Source organism: Streptomyces sp. NRRL F-525, from assembly GCF_000716605.1.
Taxonomy (GTDB): domain Bacteria; phylum Actinomycetota; class Actinomycetes; order Streptomycetales; family Streptomycetaceae; genus Streptomyces.
Genome location: NZ_JNXE01000042.1, coordinates 81,780 through 99,547 on the forward strand (window position 1 = coordinate 81,780; position 17,768 = coordinate 99,547).

The window sequence follows — 17,768 nt, forward strand, 5'->3', positions numbered from 1 at the left end:
GCTCCGGTAAATTACTCGAAACCCCCAAGAGCAGGTTCATCAGTGATTTCCACCGCTATTCGCGTGGCCCGGGTGGGCAGCGCGGCTGAGCTGGCCGCCGCCGTCCTGATGATGCTGGGATACCCGGCCCTCATGCTGGCCGCCCTCATCCCGAGCGTCCCCGCCTTCGCCGCCGCGGCCGTCGTGACGTACGTCGCGGACCACTACCTCCACCGCCAGGCCAGCTACCTGATCAACCGCCTCAGCAAGGTCAGAGCGGGCCTCTCCATCCGCTTCCTGATCCGCCAGCTGCTGCTGATCCTGCTGCTGGCCCGCATGGACCTCTCCGACCACCTGATCTTCTACGGCGCGATCGCCTGCTTCATCGCCTTCTACGGCCTCCAGGCCCCGCACGGCGCGGTCGTCGCGCTGATCCGCAACCGCCGCCGGATGCCGGTCGCCACCCGCAACGTCGACCTCGGCTCCCGCATCCACATCCCGGACGCCCCGAAGTTCGGCCTGCTGGAGCGCTCCGCCGAGAAGATGCTCCACCTCGACCTGTTCGCCGTCGTCGGCCTGCTGATCTCCGCGCAGCTCGACTCGGCCGTCGCCGCCTTCGTCGGCATCGGCGTCACCCTGTTCCTGGGCACCCTCTACGTCGCCGCGCTGCTGCCGTACATAAGGGGTACGAAGATCCCGCCGACGCCCGAGGTCATCCTCGCGGCCGTCGACGACTGGCTGCACGAGTACAAGCCGCAGACGGTGCTCTACTTCTCCGGCTCCAAGGACTCGGCGTACCAGGTCAACATGTGGCTGGAGACCATGGAGCAGCTGGACACCCGGCCGCTGGTCCTGCTCCGTGAGCGCGTGATACTGCAGAACCTCGCCCAGACCAAGGCCCCCGTCATCTGCGTGCCCGGCGGTGTGCACCTGATGAACATGGACCTCTCGACCGTGCGCGTCGCGCTCTACGCGGCCAACGTCGGCAAGAACATCCACCTGCTGCGCGTCCCCACCATGAAGCACGTCTTCATCGGCCACGGCGACAGCGACAAGCTGGCCAGCGTCAACCCGTTCAGCAAGGTCTACGACGAGGTGTGGACCGCCGGCCGCGCGGGCCGCGACCGCTACGCCATCGCCGACGTCGGCGTCCGCGACGACGACATCGTCGAGGTCGGCCGCCCCCAGCTCGCCCCCATCCAGACCTGGCAGGGCGTCCCCGACGGCCGTATCCCCACGGTCCTCTACGCCCCCACCTGGGAGGGCTGGGACAACGACCCCGGCAACACCTCCCTCCTGCTGGCCGGCGAGAACATCGTCAAGAAGCTGCTCAAGGCCGACCCGCCGGTGCGCGTGCTGTACAAGCCGCACCCCTTCACCGGCACGGTCAGCCCCGCGGCCGGCTCCGCGCACCGCAAGGTCGTCGCCCTCGTCGAGAAGGCCGCCGTCCAGCGCGCGAGCGACCCCCGCTTCACCGCCGACGCGGCCGTACAGACGAAGGCCAAGGCCGACCTGGCCCGCATCGAGGCCCGTATCGCCGAACTCTCCGGCGGCCCCGCCGACAAGGGCGACGAGGCCGAACTGACCCGTGACGGCGTGGTCGACCTGGTCAAGTACGAGGAGATCGCCCGGCTGCGCGCCGAGTGGAACGACGCGTACTGGACCGCCGCCGGCACCTTCGAGCACCGCGTCATCTCGGGTTCCGAGCCGCGCCTGTACGACTGCTTCAACGTGTCCGACGCGATGGTCTCCGACATCTCCAGCGTGGTCTCCGACTTCATCGCGAGCGGCAAGCCGTACGCGGTGACGGACTCGGCGGTGCTGGGCGTGGAGGAGTTCAAGCGGCAGAACACGGCGGTGCGCGCCGCGGTGATCCTCTCCAACAAGGCGGCGGAACTGGGCGAGTTGCTCGCGGCGGTCCGCACCCCGGACGCCGACCCGATGGCCGAGGACCGCAAGGAACTCAAGGAGTACCTGCTCGGTCCGGACGAGCCCACGTCGATCGAGCAGTTCAACTCGGCGGTGGGGAACCTCGCGGCCAAGTCCGAGACGCGGAACGTCGGACAGGAGCGGGCGGCGGCGAGCGGGGACGCGGCGAGTCCGACCGAGGCGCAGCTGTCGGCGGATCCGACGGTCGGCTGACCGCTTTCGGCCAGGATTTGGTCAAGAAGGGCCCGGTTCTCGAGGAGTGATCCTCGAAAACCGGGCTCTTTTGCGTATCCCCTGCTGACGAAGGACAACCGATCCACTCGATCGGCCGTCTTGTAGATGGCGATTCAATGGACAAAGGGGGGCGCGTGACCGTGACGCAGCCTGATGTGACCGTGGTCGTCGGGGCGTACGAGGCGATGCCGTACCTGGTCGAGTGCCTGCGCTCGGTCGAGGCGCAGACCCTGGACGCGGCCCGCATCGAGGTCATCGCCGTGGACGACGGCTCGACGGACGGCACGGGGGAGTACCTGGAGGAGTTCGCGGCCCGCGCAGCGGCCCACGTCACCGTGCTCCACCAGGAGAACTCCGGCGGCCCCAGCTCCCCGCGCAACGTCGGCCTGGGCAAGGCGAGCGGGCGCTACGTCTTCTTCCTCGACGCCGACGACCGGCTCGCCCCCGAGGCGCTGGAGCGCATGGTCGCGATGGCCGACCGGAACGGCACGGACGTGGTGCTCGGCAAGGTCGAGGGCATCAACCGGGTCCCGCCGAAGGCGGCTTGGGTGGAGACCCTGGAGCGCACCGACGTCTTCCACTCCAACATCAAGTTCACGCTGAGCGCACAGAAGCTGTTCCGGCGGGCGCTGTTGGAGCGGCACAGCATGCGGTTCGACGAGTCGCTGTTCACCGGCGAGGACGCGCTGTTCACGATGGAGGCGTATCTCCGGGCCGACGGCGTCTCGGTCATCGCCGACCACACCTGCTACTACCTGGTCGGCCGCGACGACGGCAAACACGTGACGAAGAGCGGGAGTTACACCCTGCGCTTCGACTCCGCCCGTGCGTTGATGAACCTCATCGCGGAGATGGTCCCGCCGGGGGTGGAGCGGGACAAGTTGATGGTGCGGCCGTTCCTGGTGACGCTGCTCCCGCAGTTCGGCCCGAAGTACGTGGGGGACAGCGAGGAGGTACGGCGCCACAAGTTCGAGTTGGCCAAGCCGCTGATGGACGCCCACTGGACGGACGAAGTGGCGGTACGCCTCAAGGTCGACGAGCGGCTGCGTCTGCACCTGGTCGCGCAGGAACGCCCCGAACTCCTGCTGGCCGTGGCCGAGTTCATCAAGTCGAAGAAGCGACCGGACTCCGTCCTGGAGAGGGGTGGCCGCCGTGTGTACCTGGCGTATCCCCACTTCCGCTCCGCGTCGGTCGGGCTCCCTGATTCCCTCTACCTGGCCGAACCCCGGGAGGCGCGTGGGGTGGAGGGATACCGGGAGGGGGCGGTTCTCCTCCGCCGGGTGATGAGGAAAGCGCGTCGGATGTTGAGGACGGGTCGGTAGCCGGTCGGGTGCGGCCCGGTGGGGGCTGGTCGCGCAGTTCCCCGCGCCCCTTAAAAACGCAGGCCCGCCCAGGTCTTTCAGCTCCGCCACGTGGGCGCGACCTGAAAACGCAGGCCCGCCCGGGTCTTTCAGCTTCGCCGTGTGGGCGCGAGCTGAAGACGCAGGCCCGCCCGGGTCTTTCAGCTTCGCCGTGTGGGCGCCTGCGCGACCAGCCCCCACCGGGCCCGCACCATGAACTCAACCCATCTGTCCGAGACCTGGACGAACGTGCACAGGGCAACCCGGTTCGCGTAGATTGCCACCCCGACCTACCCGAGGGGACCGCGCACGTGGCAGGGGCAAGGCAGGCCGTGACCGAGGCCCGCAGGATCGTCGTCAAGGTGGGCTCCTCCTCACTGACCACCGCGGCCGGCGGCCTGGACGCCGACAGGGTCGACGCACTCGTCGACGTCCTCGCCAAGAGCCGCAGCGGAGGAGAAAAAGAGGTCGTCCTAGTCTCCTCCGGCGCCATCGCCGCAGGCCTCGCCCCGCTGGGCCTGCGCCGCCGCCCCAAGGACCTCGCCCGCCAACAGGCCGCCGCCAGCGTCGGCCAGGGCCTCCTCGTCGCCCGCTACACCGCCTCCTTCGCCCGCTACAGCATCCGCGTCGGCCAAGTGCTGCTCACCTCCGACGACATGAGCCGCCGCTCCCACCACCGCAACGCCTCCCGCACCCTCGACAAGCTCCTCGCCATGGGCGCCCTCCCGATCGTCAACGAGAACGACACCGTCGCCACGGACGAGATCCGCTTCGGCGACAACGACCGGCTCGCCGCCCTCGTCGCCCACCTCGTCCACGCCGACCTCCTGGTCCTCCTCTCCGACATCGACGGCGTCTACGACGGCGACCCGAGCAAGCCGGGCACCTCGCGGATAGCGGAAGTCCGGGGACCGCAGGATCTCGCACACGTCGAGATCGGCAGCGCGGGCAAGGCCGGCGTCGGCACCGGCGGCATGGTCACCAAGGTCGAGGCCGCCCGGATCGCCGCCGCCGCGGGCATCCCCGTCGTGCTCACCAGCACGGTCCACGCCACCGACGCGCTCACCGGCGGCGACACGGGCACGTACTTCCACGCCACCGGCAAACGCTCCGCGGACCGGCTGCTCTGGCTGCAGCACGCGTCCACCCCCCAGGGCTCGTTGACCCTCGACGACGGTGCCGTACGCGCGGTCGTCCAGCGCCGGATGTCCCTGCTGCCGGCCGGAATCGCCGCCGTCGAGGGCGAGTTCAGCGCGGGCGACCCCGTCGAACTCCGGGACGGCGACGGGCTCGCGGTCGCCCGGGGTCTCGTCAACTTCGACGCCAAGGAGATCCCCCAGCTGATCGGCCGCTCCACCAGGGAACTGGCACGGGAGCTGGGACCGTCGTACGAGAGGGAAGTCGTACACAGGGACGACCTCGTGATCCTGCACCCGTAAAACAACCGAAACGTCCGCCTCCCCGCGGTGGACCTTCCGTAAAAGCGCCACGCGGACGGCTTCGGCCTGCTCAACTTTGTCTCGGGGACAAATTCCGCGCGAGCACCGCAGCTCGACCATTGCGTAAGGAGGCCGTCGTGAGACGAGTGCGCCCTGGGGCGGCGGCGTCCCGCGGTGGTACCACCTCCCGCGCGCCCGGCGAGGAGCGCACGCTGACGAGCGTCGCGGCCGGCGCCCGGTACGAGGGCGAGGAACCCAAGGACCTGCCCCGGCTCTGGCATGTCACCCTCAGCGTCTCCGGCGGCGAGGCCCCGCTGAAGGAGGTCCGGCGCGGTCTGGAACAGCTCGCCCACGACCACCCCTTTCTGCTGACCAGCCGCTACGCCAACGACCACGCGGAGATCCGCTACTGGGAAGAGGCCCGCGACCTGCACGACGCGGCCGCCGTGGCGCTGCGCCTGTGGGGCGAGCACCGTCAGACCGCGAAGCTGCCGCCGTGGGAGATCGTCGGCCTGGAGGTCATCGACCGCGAGACCTACCACCAGCGCATCTCCGAGGGCTACGGTCCGCTGCCCGCGACCCCGGTCGGCGTCCATCCGTTCTGAGATCTCCTCGGGATCCGTTTTGAGCCGTCTTCGGGCTCTTCCGCGCTTGTCTCGCGGTTTGGGATAGCCGGTGGACGCCCCCGCAGGGCGCACTACCCTTCCCTCATGACCACGCTCTCGCCGTACGACTCCCTGTCCCCGGTCACGCAGGCCGCGTACCGCGCCAAGTCCGCTGCCGCCGACCTCGCGCCGCTGCCGCGCGCCGAGAAGGACGACGCGCTGCTCGCCATCGCGGACGCGCTGGAGGTCCGTACGAGCGAGATCGTCGAGGCCAACGCCAAGGACATCGCCAAGGCCCGCGCGGCCGGCACCAGCGAGACGGTCATCGACCGGCTGACGCTCACGCCCGAGCGCGTACGGGCCATCGCCTCCGACGTACGGGACGTCGTCGCGCTGCCCGACCCGGTCGGCGAGGTCGTCCGCGGCTCGACCCTCCCGAACGGCATCGACCTGCGCCAGGTCCGCGTCCCCCTCGGCGTCGTCGGCATCATCTACGAGGCCCGCCCGAACGTGACCGTGGACGCGGCCGCGCTCTGCCTCAAGTCCGGGAACGCGGTCCTCCTGCGCGGCTCGGCCTCCGCCTACGAGTCCAACACCGCCCTCGTGCGCGTCATCCGCGACGCCGTCGGCGGCGCCGGACTCCCCGCCGACGCCGTGCAGTTGGTGCCCGGCGAGAACCGCGAGAGCGTCCGCGAACTGATGCGCGCCCGGGGCCTCGTCGACGTCCTCATCCCGCGCGGCGGCGCCTCCCTGATCCAGACCGTCGTCAGCGAGTCGACCGTCCCCGTGATCGAGACCGGCGTCGGCAACTGCCACGTCTACGTCGACGCGGACGCCGACCTCGACATGGCGATCGACATCCTGATCAACTCCAAGGCCCAGCGCCCCAGCGTCTGCAACGCCGCCGAGACCCTCCTCGTCCACCAGGACATCGCCCCCGAGTTCCTCCCGCGCGCCCTGGACGCCCTCGCCGAGGCCGGCGTCACCGTCCACGCCGACGAGCGCGTCCTCGCCTACGCCAAGGACTCCGAGGCCACGGTCGTGGAGGCCACCCCGGAGGACTGGGACACCGAGTACCTCTCCTACGACATCGCCGCGGCCGTCGTCGACTCGCTCGACAAGGCCGTCCAGCACATCCGGCTGTGGAGCTCCGGCCACACCGAGGCGATCGTCACCAGCTCCCAGCAGGCCGCCCGCCGCTTCACCCAGCTGGTCGACTCCACCACCGTCGCCGTGAACGCCTCCACGCGCTTCACGGACGGCAGCCAGTTCGGCTTCGGCGCCGAGATCGGGATCTCCACCCAGAAGCTGCACGCACGGGGCCCGATGGGCCTGCCGGAGCTGACGAGCACCAAGTACATCGTCACGGGTGATGGGCACATCCGCCGCTGAGGTCCCGCCGTCTGGCATATGCGGTGGGCATAACGCCTCGTCGGGGGAGAGGCGTCTCACCCAACGGATGAATTTCCCTACCGCCTGCCCAAATTGACCCCCCAGGTCTACTCTGGAGAGGTGCCGGAGGACGTGGGGGGCAGGCCGTTTCCCGACGGCTGGGAGCCCGACGACGACCACGACCGCGGAATGTCGGACGAAGAGTTCGCATCCGTGGTCTTCGACGAGGCCTTCATACGGGCGGCCGTAGTACACGAGCCGACGGCTGTCGAACGCCTCCTTGCCGCTGCCCAGGCGAGAGCGGAGGCCTCCGAGGCCGAGGCCCGCCGCGCGCAGCACGGCAGACGCGGACGAGGCGACGACGATCCGTTCGAGGACGCCTACGGGCGCGAATTCGGCCATGATCCGGAACTCGACGACCTGGACGACGCCGATCTCGTCGAGGGCCGTTACGGCGCCCCGGGCACCTACGGCAAACAGGTCCGCTGGCACCGCCCCGTCGCCTGGCTGCTCGCCCTCGTGATGGGCATCGGCATGGTCGCCCTGGCTTTCTCGGCGGTCTACCGCGGCGCGTCCTCGGGCGGCCGGGACCGTGTCCCGCCCCCGGCCTCCACCGGCGTGGAACAGGGCACGGCGGCGGCGCCCTCCGCCTCCGCCGACAACTCCCAGCCACCGCTGTCGGCCGTACCGCGCACGCCCTGAGCGACTTGTGGGCGGCCCGGTGAGAACCTGTCAGAACTTGTCGTGTACCAGGGCGTTTACCTGAGGCTCCAGAGACCTACTCTGAAAGTATGGGCGGTCCAGGAGACCCACCTGAGGGCACGCCCGAGGGCGCTCCCGGTGGTGGTGAGGACGAGTACCGATCCGTCGTCTTCGACGAGTCGTTCGTCCGCGCTGCCCGCCTCCAGGAGCTCTCCGCGCAGGAGCGCCTGGCCGACCACGCCCCCGCCGTCCGCCGCCGCCCGGCCCTGCGCCGCGGTCTCTCCCGGCAGGCCCTGATCCTGGTCATGCTGATCGCCGTCGCCTTCGGCACCGCGATCTACATGGGCGTACGGCACCCCTACACGACCCCCACGGCCCAGCAGCCCGTCGAACCGCTGCGGATGACCGTCATCCCGCTGTCCCCCCAGGGCGCGGTGCCGGGGGCGGCCGACGCCGAGGACCTCTACGCGCACAGCCCCGCCGCGCAGTTCAGTGTCGGCGCCGAGGGCGTACCGCTGCCGGCCGCGCGGCGCACCGCGCACTTCTCGGACAGCCAGGTCATCGCCGCCCTGAGCACCGCCAAGGACTACATCGTGGAGTCCTCGCTCTACCCGGCGGTCCTCACCGGCGGACAGATCCGCCCCGCCCGCGTCCTCGTCGACCCGGACCAACTCGACCAGTTCGACCAGAGTTTCGAGCACCCGACCGCCGACGGCCGGCACGAACCCACCGGATGGCTGGTTCGCTTCGACCCCTCACGCGTCCAGCTGGCCGACCGCAAGATCCGCGTCCAGGGCACCCTGGCGGCCACCGAGACCGACTCGTCCACCCTCGAAGTCACCGCCGACGGAACCTTCGTCTACGCGCTGCGGCCCAACGGCTCGACGGCCTCGGCCGGCTCCGGCGACAAGGCCGCCCAGGTGTCCCTGTTCACCGTCCGCCGCGAACTGCACTTCCGCTTCGACCGCGACGACCTGCGCATGCACCAGGCCCAGATCGTGGTCTCCTACGTCCAGGCCGGGCCCCTGTCCTGCGCCGACGACTCCGTGACGTATCTGCGCCCCCTGCTCGCCGGCCAGACCGCCAAGGCGGGCGGCCCGGCGGGCACGGACCCGTACGCGACGGGCAGTGCGACGGCGCTGTGCGGGACGCTGGCGACGAGCGCGCAACCGAAGGTGTGAGTTTCCTGAATTTCCACGCGGGGGACGTGCCCGCCAAGGGCTCTTTGTCGCCCCGTCCATTGCCCCGGCTGTCGCCCTGCCTTGTCGTACGCGAGCGGGGTCGACCCCTCCCCATGGGCGAGGTCGGCCCCGTAAGCGAGGTGGCAGGTGCGGGTCAGTTCTCGTCGCGCGGCGGGGTGTCGTCCGTCGGCGGCTGCTCCGTGCCGTTGGCCGAGCTCGACGGCGGCTCGTCCTGCGGGGCCGAGCTCGCGAAGCCGCCGAAGCCGCGCCGCACCCGGCCGCCGAGGTCGCCCGCGCCGCCGGCGAAGTCGCTGACCAGCTTCATCAGCGGGTCCTTGGAGTTCTTGACGTTGCTCGCGTAGCTCGCCGCCGACTCGCGGAACGAGTCCGTGACCGAGGTGTCCTTGTCCTCGCTGCGCCGCGGGTAGTGCCCGTCCATGATCCGCTGGTAGTCGCGGGACTCGGCCCACTTCTTCAGCTCGGCCGCCCGCACGGTGGTGAAGGGGTGGGAGCGAGGCAGCACGTTAAGGATCTTCAGGACTGAGTCGCGCAGGTCGCCGCCCGACTCGAACTCCTCGGCCTGCTTGAGGAAGGCGTCCACGTTCATCTCGTGCAGGTGGTTGCCGCCGGCGATCTTCATCAGGCCGCGCATCGAGGCCCGCAGGTCCTGGCCGACCAGCAGACCCGCGCGGTCGGCGGACAGCTCCGACTTGCGGAACCACTCGCGCAGCGCCGTCACGATCGCCAGGATCGCGAGGTTGCCCAGCGGGATCCAGGCGACCTTCAGGGCCAGGTTGGTGAGGAAGAGCAGGATCGTGCGGTACACGGAGTGGCCGGACAGTGCGTGGCCCACCTCGTGGCCGACGACCGCCCGCATCTCCTCCTCGTCGAGCAGCTCGACCAGGCCGGTGGTGACGACGATGATCGGCTCGTCCAGGCCGATGCACATCGCGTTGGGCTGCGGGTCCTGGGTGACGTACATCGGCGGGACCTTCTCCAGGTCCAGGATGTAACAGGCGTCCCGCAGCATGTCGTTGAGGTGCGCGAACTGCTGGTCCGACACGCGCACCGAGTCGGACAGGAACAGCAGCCGCAGACTGCGCTCGGGGAGCAGCCCGCTGAGCGCCTTGAACACCGTGTCGAACCCGGTCAGCTTGCGCAGCGCCACCAGGGCGGAGCGGTCGGCCGGGTGCTCGTACGCACGCGAGGAGATCCCCGGGAAGCGCCTGCGCTGCCTGCTCGGTACGTTCTCGTGCCCGTTCTGCTCGTGGCCGTCTTCGGACATGTGGTCCCCCATGTGCGTGTGTGTGCCCTGAGTGCCCCCGAAGCAGAGCCCAGCCTAGGCGGAGATACCGTGGACGGGCAGTACAGCGAAGGAGTCAACGCATGGAGCCCCATTCCGCAGCCGCCTGGCTCGCAGAGGCCGCGAGCGCCGCCCCCCGGCAAGGGTCGGGGGATCTGCTCAGGGTCGTACTGATCGTGATGTTCCTCGGCTGCATCCTGACCGCGTGGTTCCTGCTGCGCGGGTACAAACAGAAGGACGACTGAGAAGCCCGTCGAGTTCCCCGCCGACGCCCATGTCGCGTTCCCAATGGCGGAGTCGGCGTGATCGCCGCCGGGGCGCCCGCTTACCATGGGCCGACATCTTTATCCCGCCCACCGGATAGGTTCTGCTGAAGATGAGCATCCACGGCACTGCTGCCCAGTTGGTCACCCTTGCCGCCGAGGGGGAGGGCGGAGGCAACCACGAGAGCCTCCAGCCGATCATCACCGGTGGCGGCGCGTTCATCGTCCTGATGCTCCTGCTGTGGATCACCACCCGGTTCAACCGCGACCGCTAGGGTCTGTCCCTTTCTGTCCGCCGGACGGGTCCCGGGGCCTTCACACCGGGCCGGTAGGGTCTGCACGCATGGGAGAGCAGGACATGCCTACCGGTCCGGCGAACGACACGACGCGCGGCACGGAGATCCGAATGGCGAACGGCCCGCGCAACAACGGCCCGTCGAACCCCGGCAAGCGCCGTCTCGGCGTCATGGGCGGAACGTTCGACCCGATCCACCACGGGCACCTCGTGGCGGCCAGCGAGGTCGCCGCGCAGTTCCACCTGGACGAGGTGATCTTCGTCCCGACCGGTCAGCCGTGGCAGAAGACCGACCGCAAGGTCGCGCTGGCCGAGGACCGCTACCTGATGACGGTCATCGCGACCGCCGAGAACCCCCAGTTCTCGGTGAGCCGGATCGACATCGACCGCGGCGGCCCCACCTACACCACGGACACCCTGCGTGACCTGCGCGCGATCAACCCCGACGCGGACCTCTTCTTCATCACCGGCGCCGACGCCCTCGGCGCGATCCTGACCTGGCGGGACGCGGAGGAGCTGTTCTCCCTCGCGCACTTCATCGGGGTCACCCGCCCCGGCCACACGCTGACCGACCCGGGCCTCCCGGAGGGCGGCGTCTCGCTGATCGAGGTTCCCGCGCTGGCCATCTCCTCAACAGACTGCCGTGCGAGAGTCGCGAAGGGAGACCCCGTCTGGTACCTGGTGCCCGACGGAGTCGTGCGCTATATCGACAAGCGCGAGCTGTACCGCGGCGAGTGAGCCGAGAGGGGCACCGGTGAACGACCGATACGACGCCGGGTACGGCGGCGACCAGTACGAACTCGTCGGCTACGACGAGTACAACCAGCCTGTCTACCGTCAGGTCCCGGCCCAGCAGACCCAACAGCCCCCGCAGCAGCAGCCGTACGACCCGTACGGGCAGCAGCAACAACAGGGCTACGCCTACGACCCGTACGGGACCGGCACCCAGCAGCAGCCCCCGGCCTACGACACCGGCACGTACGACACGGGCCAGCAGGCCCCCCAGTCCGGCTACGACCCGTACGCCACCGGGACGACGACGGCCTACGACCCCTACGGGCAGACCGCGACCAGCGGACAGCAGCCCAGGGTCGCCGAGCAGACCGCCTACATCCCGCAGCAGGGCGGCCCGGCCGAGGACACCGAAGCCCCGAAGACCCCGGAGACGGGTGAACGGGACTACCGCACCGAGCAGTTCGCCTTCGTGGAGGAGCCGACCGACGACTCCGAGGACGTCATCGACTGGCTGAACTTCACCGAGAACCGCACCGAGCGCCGCGAGGAGGCCAAGCGCCGTGCCCGCGGCCGCATGGTCGCCCTCGTCGTGGTCCTGGCGCTGGTCGCGTCCGGCGGCGTCGGCTACCTCTGGTACGCCGGGAAGCTCCCCGGGGTCTCCTCGTCCGCCGCGAAGTCCGGCACCACGACGGCCGCGGGCGCCCAGAACCGCGACGTGATCGTCGTCCACCTGCACAACACCGCGAAGGGCGGCACCTCTTCGGTGCTGCTCGTCGACAACACGACCCTGAAGCAGGGCACCACCGTGCTGCTGCCCAACTCCCTCGCCCTCACGGACGACGACGGCAACACGACGACCCTGGCCAAGTCGGTCGGCGACGACGGCACCTCCGGGACCGTCGACCAGTTGAACACGGTCCTCGGCACCGACATCGAGGGCACCTGGCGCCTCGACACCCCCTACCTGCAGAACCTGGTCGACCTCGTCGGCAACATCGACCTCGACACCAACGCCGACGTGCCCGACCCGGACGCGACGAAGAAGAACGCCGCGCCCCTCGTCCACAAGGGCAAGGACCAGACCCTCAGCGGCAAGATGGCCGTCGCCTACGCCACCTACCGCGCCTCCGGCGAAGCCCAGAACGCCCAGCTGGAGCGGTTCGGCCAGGTCATGCAGGGCGTGCTGCGCCAGCTGACCTCCGACCCGACGGCGGCGACCACCACCGTGCAGACCCTGGCCCAGATCCTGGACCCGCCGCTCACCGACAAGGACCTCGGCACCTTCCTCGCCAAGCTCGCCGATCTCGCCAAGAGCGGCGACTACAAGACGGCCCTGCTGCCCGTCCAGAACGACGGCACCCTGACCGCGCAGGCCTCCGCCAGCGTCGTCAAGGACATCCTGGGCGGCACCGCGAAGAGCCCCGACGAGGGCTCGGCGGTCCGGGTCGCCGTCCAGAACGCCACCGGCGTCAAGGACGACACCGAGAAGGCCCGCGTCGTCCTCCTCAACGGCGGCTTCACCTTCCTGGAGGCCGGCACGCCCTCCGGGACCTCGGCCACGTCCAAGATCACGTACTCCGACGCGGCCGACAAGGAGAACGCCACCGAGGTCGCCAAGACCCTGGGCCTGCCCACCAGCACCGTGACCAAGGGCACAGTCGCCGCGAACGCGGATGTCTCGGTGGTCCTGGGCACCGACTACAAGCCGTCGTCGGCTTCATGACGCCGTAGCCGCCGTAGCCGTGCCGTCGTGACGGAGAGCATGCCCCGGAGGCCGGAGCCGGTGTCCCGACCGGCTTCCGGGGCATGATCCGTTATTCACGTGGGGTGCCGTCCGCGGTCCGTGAGACCCTTGAGGTCTGTTGACCGCCGACCGAAAGCCGCGTAGTGACCGCCACTGACCGCTCCATCGAGCTCATCTCCGCCGCCGCCCAGGCGGCCGCCGACAAGCTCGCGCACGACATCATCGCCTACGACGTCAGCGATGTGCTGTCGATCACGGACGCCTTCCTGCTGGCCTCCGCTCCCAACGACCGTCAGGTCAAGTCGATCGTCGACGAGATCGAGGAGCGGCTGAACAAGGAGCTCGGCGCCAAGCCGGTGCGCCGCGAGGGCGACCGCGACGCCCGCTGGATCCTGCTCGACTACGTCGACATCGTCGTCCACGTCCAGCACAGCGAGGAGCGTGTCTTCTACGCCCTGGAGCGGCTGTGGAAGGACTGCCCCGAGCTGGACCTCCCGGCCGAGGCCGTGGCCACCCGCGGCAAGGCTACCGAGCACGCCAAGCTGCAGGCCGAGGAGGACACCTCCGAGTTCGGGGAGGTGCGGTGACCGCCGGGGCCGACGGCCGCAAGGCGGGCCGGGGCCGACGCGTCATCCTGTGGCGGCACGGCCAGACCGCGTGGAACGTGGAGCGCCGCTTCCAGGGCACCACGGACGTCGAGCTCACCGAGACGGGCATCGGCCAGGCCCGTCGCGCCGCCCGGCTGCTGGCCTCCCTCAAGCCGGACGCGATCGTCGCCTCCGACCTGAAGCGGGCGGCGAACACGGCCGCCGAGCTGGCCGCCCTCACCGACCTCGACATCACCCACGACGAGGGCCTGCGGGAGACCTACGCGGGCGTCTGGCAGGGGCTGACGCACGAGGAGATCATCGCCCGCCACGGCGAGGAGTACGCCGCGTGGAAGCGCGGGGAGCCGGTGCGCCGCGGCGGCGGCGAGCTGGAGACCGAGGTCGCCGACCGGGCCGCCCCCGTCGTGCTGCGGCACGCCGAGAAGCTGCCCGAGGACGGCACCCTCGTGGTGGTCAGCCACGGCGGCACGATCCGCACCACCATCGGGCGTCTCCTCGGTCTGGAGTCCCAGCACTGGGAGAGTCTCGGCGGCCTCTCCAACTGCTGCTGGTCCGTGCTCGGCGAGGGTGCCCGCGGCTGGCGCCTGTTGGAACACAACGCCGGCACGCTCCCGGAACCGGTGCTCGGCGACGACGACTGAGCGGCCCTCCAGGGCCCCGACCCCGGATTTCACTTTCCGGCAGGTCGCAGGCTAAAGTTCTTCTTGTTCGCCCGCCGAGCGGGAAGAACACACGGGGCTATAGCTCAGTTGGTAGAGCGCCTGCATGGCATGCAGGAGGTCAGGAGTTCAATTCTCCTTAGCTCCACAGATCGACACTCTTGAGTTGTCAAGGATCGAGAGTCGTCCACGATCGAATCGATGAGATCCCATCCCTTTCAGGGGTGGGATCTTTTCTTTGCTGTCAGCGCCTCCGCGCGCCGCCGAGTCTCCTCGTCGGCCGGGGTGTGGACCACGATCCGGCATTCCGGCATGCCGTTGACCGACAACGACACCGACGTCATCCGCATCTCGCCCACCTCCGCGTGCCGGAACGTCTTCACCCGCTGCCCCGGCTCCGCCACGTCCCCGCTCTTCCACAGCCGCGTGAAGAGCGGGCTCGCCGCCGACAGCCCGCGTATGAACTCCTCCCAGACGGGCTCGCCGGTGTGCACTCCGTAGGCCGAGCGCAGCGTCGCCACCATCACCGGCAACTCCGGCCCCCGACACAGCAGCGGTGACTCCGCCTCCGGCACCGCGAACAGCCTCCACAGCGCGTTGGGCACCGGGCCGCCCGACAGTGGATCTATCCCGAACAGGTGCTGATAGACGGTGTTGGCGGCGAGGATGTCGTACCGCGAGTTGTAGACCACCGCCGGACGTGGCTCCAGGGCGTCGAGGATGCCCTGGATCTCCGGTCCCACTGTCTGCGCGATCGCTTCCGGAGGATGGGTGTACGGCACCTCGGCCAGGTGGTACAGATGCTCCCGCTCCGGCGCGTCGAGCCGGAGCGTGCGCGCCACGGCGTCCAGGACCTGCGCCGACGCGTTGATCGGACGCCCCTGTTCGAGCCAGGTGTACCAGGTGACGCCCACTCCGGAGAGCTGCGCGACCTCCTCGCGGCGCAGTCCCGGCGTACGCCGTCGGAAGCCCGGCGGCATGCCGACGTCGTGCGGTGTCACCCTCGCGCGCCTGCTGCGCAGGAACGCGGCCAGCTCGGGCCGGCGGCGCTGTGTCGTCCCCATCCCCATCGTCACATCCCCCATGTTCGACGCTCGACCTGCTCCCTGCCAGGTGCTGCCAGTACCAGCATCAGTGGGCTCTCGGCACCCGTACCGGAGCGCCCCCACGCTCGACCGCATGACGACACCACCCCGGACGGAACCGGATTCCGCACCCGTCCCAACTCCTGCGACCAGTAAAGACCCTGGCACTGACAATCGCCGTGGGCCGCTGCTCGCGGTGCTGCTCGCGGCCCTGTTCATGGCGCTGCTCGACGTGTTCATCGTGAACGTCGCCGCCCCCACCATCGGCACCGAACTCCACGCGTCCGGCGCCGACCTGCAGCTCGTGATCGCCGGCTACACCATCACGTACTCGGTGCTGCTGATCACCGGCGCCCGGCTCGGCGACCGGCTCGGTCACGCCCGGGTCCACCTCGCCGGGCTCGCCCTCTTCACCGCGGCCTCGCTCGCCTGCGGTCTGGCACAGGGCTCCACGGAGCTGATCGTGTTCCGCCTGGTCCAGGGGACCGGCTCGGCGCTGATGCTCCCTCAGGTGCTGAGTCTGATCCAGCGACACTTCATCGGCGAGGCGCGGGTGCGGGCGCTCGGCCTGTACTCGGCGATCGTCGCCGTCGGCGCCGCGGCGGGGCAGATCGTCGGCGGCGTCCTCGTCAGCGCCGACCTGTTCGGCACGAGCTGGCGGCCGGTGTTCCTCGTCAACGTGCCCGTGGGCGTCGTACTCCTGTTCCTCGGCAGGCGCGTGCTCCCGAGGGACGGCGGGGCGGAGCCGGAGCGCGCGCGGGCCTTCGACGTGCCGGGGCTTGTGCTGCTCGCCTCGGCGGTCTCGCTGCTGACGGTTCCGCTGGTGCTGGGGCAGGAGGAGGGCTGGCCGCTGTGGTCGTGGCTGTCCCTGATCGCGGCGGCCGTCCTCTTCGCGTCGTTCTGCGCCTACGAATCCCGGCTCGCCCGGCGCGGGGGAGCCCCGCTGATCGCACCGCGTGTGCTGCGTCACCCGGGCATGGGTCTCGCCGTCTTCCGGATCCTGGCCGTGATGGCCGTCAACGCCGGTTTCCTGTTCGCGCTCACGCTGCACGTCCAGGGCGGCCTCGGCTTCAGCGCGCTGCGTGCGGGTCTCACCTTCGCGCCGACGGCGGTCGTGTTCGGGGTGGTCGGGCTGACCTGGCGCAGGTGGCCGGCGGCCTGGCAACGGGCGCTGACCCCGGTCGGATTCCTGATCACGATGCCGTCCGTCCTGGGAGTCGGCCTGGCGTTCGAAGGCGGTGACCGCGGCGGGGCCGTACTGTACGTGGCGTACGTCGGCGTGGGGGCCGGGCTCGCGCTCGCCTTCAGTCCGACGCTGACGCGGGCCCTGGCGACGGTGCGGCCCGAGGACGCGGCGGACGCCAGTGGTCTGCTCTCCACGGTCGCGCAGCTGGGTCAGCTGCTCGGGGTCGCGGTTTTCGGCACACTGTTCTTGAACCGGCTTGAGTCACTTGGGGCCCCGGGGGCGTATACCTCTGCGGAGGCGCTTTTGGCGTGCATGTTCGCGCTGGCGGGGACGGCCGCGGTGGGGGCCGTGTCCGGACTGGTACTGAGGCGTCGCTGACCGTATTGGTCCGGCCGTGGCAGAATCAAACGGCCGGAAGGGGGCGCGGCCCGACGGGAGGGAGTAGCGATGCCTGCGAGCATCATCGAGGAGGTCGACCACCTCTTCGATGCGGCGTTGATACGGGATACGATCACCCGCCTGAGCTGCCCTTCCTGCGGTTCCGCCCACGTGGCCCAAGTCCTCGGTGACAACGGCGGAGTTTCCTACGTGTGCACGGCCTGCGGCCACAGCTGGAGCTGATCGATGGGTGCACACAGGCGAAAGTGCGACTGGTGCGGCAGTGGTACGCCGATCGTCCGCGACATGGAACCGGTGAATCCCGACTACCAGTACTGGTGCGAGGAGTGCGCGCGGGCGCTGATCATAAAAGGCGACCCGATCGAGACGTACCGCGAACTCGAGGGCGAGCCGATCTACGGTCGACTCCTGGAAGAGCACTGCACGTTGAAACGGTTCTATTCCTTCGTCACCGCTTGACCATGGCCGGGACCCCGCGAGGAGGTCCCGGCGATCACGGTCATGGTGGCGGGGACGGAAACGATTTGGTGGTCCAGAGGGTCCACCGGTAATGTTGGCGTCGCCGCCGGGGAGACCCGGTAGGACACGGCACGGGGCTATAGCTCAGTTGGTAGAGCGCCTGCATGGCATGCAGGAGGTCAGGAGTTCAATTCTCCTTAGCTCCACAGAAGTCGAAGGCGGGTCATCCCT

The 17,768-nt window shown here is 69.8% G+C and carries 18 protein-coding genes and 2 tRNA genes; 18 read left to right on the forward strand and 2 right to left on the reverse strand.

All coding sequences use genetic code 11. The features are described from left to right. Positions 1-42: 42 nt before the first annotated feature. The 7 genes from OO69_RS40330 to OO69_RS40360 all read left to right on the forward strand — a co-directional run bounded on the left by OO69_RS40330 (position 43) and on the right by OO69_RS40360 (position 8,801). Positions 43-2,121 carry a hypothetical protein gene (locus OO69_RS40330; RefSeq protein ID WP_033285913.1) on the forward strand — a complete coding sequence of 693 codons (2,079 nt, stop codon included), beginning with the start codon at positions 43-45 and terminating at the stop codon, positions 2,119-2,121. Between the two features lie 155 nt (positions 2,122-2,276). Continuing rightward, the gene (locus OO69_RS40335) at positions 2,277-3,464 is read left to right on the forward strand and encodes a glycosyltransferase family 2 protein (RefSeq protein ID WP_078652785.1); all 1,188 of its coding nucleotides are present in this window, start codon (positions 2,277-2,279) and stop codon (positions 3,462-3,464) included. Between the two features lie 350 nt (positions 3,465-3,814). After that, positions 3,815-4,921, forward strand: coding sequence for a glutamate 5-kinase (gene proB, locus OO69_RS40340; RefSeq protein ID WP_033285915.1), 1,107 nt, complete (start codon positions 3,815-3,817; stop codon positions 4,919-4,921). A gap of 146 nt (positions 4,922-5,067) precedes the next feature. Continuing rightward, positions 5,068-5,526 (forward strand): hypothetical protein, encoded by a 459-nt coding sequence (locus tag OO69_RS40345; protein ID WP_033285916.1) that lies wholly within the window; start codon positions 5,068-5,070, stop codon positions 5,524-5,526. Positions 5,527-5,631: 105 nt separating this feature from the next. Then, positions 5,632-6,918, forward strand: coding sequence for a glutamate-5-semialdehyde dehydrogenase (locus OO69_RS40350; protein WP_033285917.1), 1,287 nt, complete (start codon positions 5,632-5,634; stop codon positions 6,916-6,918). Positions 6,919-7,011: 93 nt separating this feature from the next. Next, on the forward strand, positions 7,012-7,620 hold the full coding sequence (locus tag OO69_RS40355; RefSeq protein WP_318016291.1) for a hypothetical protein: 609 nt from the start codon (positions 7,012-7,014) through the stop codon (positions 7,618-7,620). An 89-nt stretch (positions 7,621-7,709) separates the two neighbouring features. Continuing rightward, positions 7,710-8,801 (forward strand): hypothetical protein, encoded by a 1,092-nt coding sequence (locus tag OO69_RS40360; protein WP_033285919.1) that lies wholly within the window; start codon positions 7,710-7,712, stop codon positions 8,799-8,801. A 154-nt stretch (positions 8,802-8,955) separates the two neighbouring features. Here the strand turns inward: OO69_RS40360 and OO69_RS40365 are convergent, their stop codons facing one another. Next, the gene (locus tag OO69_RS40365; RefSeq protein WP_033285920.1) at positions 8,956-10,086 is read right to left on the reverse strand and encodes a M48 family metallopeptidase; all 1,131 of its coding nucleotides are present in this window, start codon (positions 10,084-10,086) and stop codon (positions 8,956-8,958) included. 101 nt (positions 10,087-10,187) lie between these two features. On the opposite strand from OO69_RS40365, the gene OO69_RS52660 reads away from it, so the two are divergent. The 7 genes from OO69_RS52660 to OO69_RS40400 all read left to right on the forward strand — a co-directional run bounded on the left by OO69_RS52660 (position 10,188) and on the right by OO69_RS40400 (position 14,556). Beyond that, positions 10,188-10,349 carry a hypothetical protein gene (locus OO69_RS52660; protein ID WP_033285921.1) on the forward strand — a complete coding sequence of 54 codons (162 nt, stop codon included), beginning with the start codon at positions 10,188-10,190 and terminating at the stop codon, positions 10,347-10,349. A gap of 131 nt (positions 10,350-10,480) precedes the next feature. Further along, entirely contained in the window at positions 10,481-10,642 is a 162-nt protein-coding gene (locus OO69_RS52665; RefSeq protein WP_033285922.1) for a hypothetical protein, read from the forward strand. 68 nt (positions 10,643-10,710) lie between these two features. Beyond that, complete coding sequence (gene nadD / locus OO69_RS40380; protein ID WP_078652786.1) at positions 10,711-11,400, forward strand: nicotinate-nucleotide adenylyltransferase; 690 nt, start codon at positions 10,711-10,713, stop codon at positions 11,398-11,400. A 16-nt stretch (positions 11,401-11,416) separates the two neighbouring features. Then, entirely contained in the window at positions 11,417-13,120 is a 1,704-nt protein-coding gene (locus OO69_RS40385) for an LCP family protein (protein WP_033285924.1), read from the forward strand. A 164-nt stretch (positions 13,121-13,284) separates the two neighbouring features. Then, positions 13,285-13,728: a ribosome silencing factor gene (gene rsfS / locus OO69_RS40390; protein WP_033285925.1), complete on the forward strand. Its 444-nt coding sequence runs from the start codon at positions 13,285-13,287 to the stop codon at positions 13,726-13,728. Next, the gene (locus tag OO69_RS40395) at positions 13,725-14,390 is read left to right on the forward strand and encodes a histidine phosphatase family protein (RefSeq protein ID WP_033285926.1); all 666 of its coding nucleotides are present in this window, start codon (positions 13,725-13,727) and stop codon (positions 14,388-14,390) included. Before rsfS ends, OO69_RS40395 begins: the two co-directional genes overlap by 4 nt. Positions 14,391-14,483: 93 nt before the next feature. Next, positions 14,484-14,556 (forward strand) — tRNA-Ala (locus tag OO69_RS40400). A 70-nt stretch (positions 14,557-14,626) separates the two neighbouring features. Here OO69_RS40400 and OO69_RS40405 read toward each other — a convergent pair. Next, complete coding sequence (locus tag OO69_RS40405; RefSeq protein WP_051801577.1) at positions 14,627-15,493, reverse strand: helix-turn-helix transcriptional regulator; 867 nt, start codon at positions 15,491-15,493, stop codon at positions 14,627-14,629. 94 nt (positions 15,494-15,587) lie between these two features. Here OO69_RS40405 and OO69_RS40410 point away from each other — a divergent pair, with 94 nt between their 5' ends. From OO69_RS40410 to OO69_RS40420, 4 genes are all read left to right on the forward strand, one after another. After that, entirely contained in the window at positions 15,588-17,057 is a 1,470-nt protein-coding gene (locus OO69_RS40410; RefSeq protein ID WP_420707951.1) for an MFS transporter, read from the forward strand. 69 nt (positions 17,058-17,126) lie between these two features. Beyond that, positions 17,127-17,300: a hypothetical protein gene (locus tag OO69_RS51585; RefSeq protein ID WP_019063265.1), complete on the forward strand. Its 174-nt coding sequence runs from the start codon at positions 17,127-17,129 to the stop codon at positions 17,298-17,300. 3 nt (positions 17,301-17,303) lie between these two features. Further along, entirely contained in the window at positions 17,304-17,537 is a 234-nt protein-coding gene (locus tag OO69_RS40415) for a hypothetical protein (protein WP_003976229.1), read from the forward strand. Positions 17,538-17,670: 133 nt separating this feature from the next. After that, positions 17,671-17,743, forward strand: a tRNA-Ala gene (locus OO69_RS40420). Positions 17,744-17,768 lie beyond the last annotated feature (25 nt).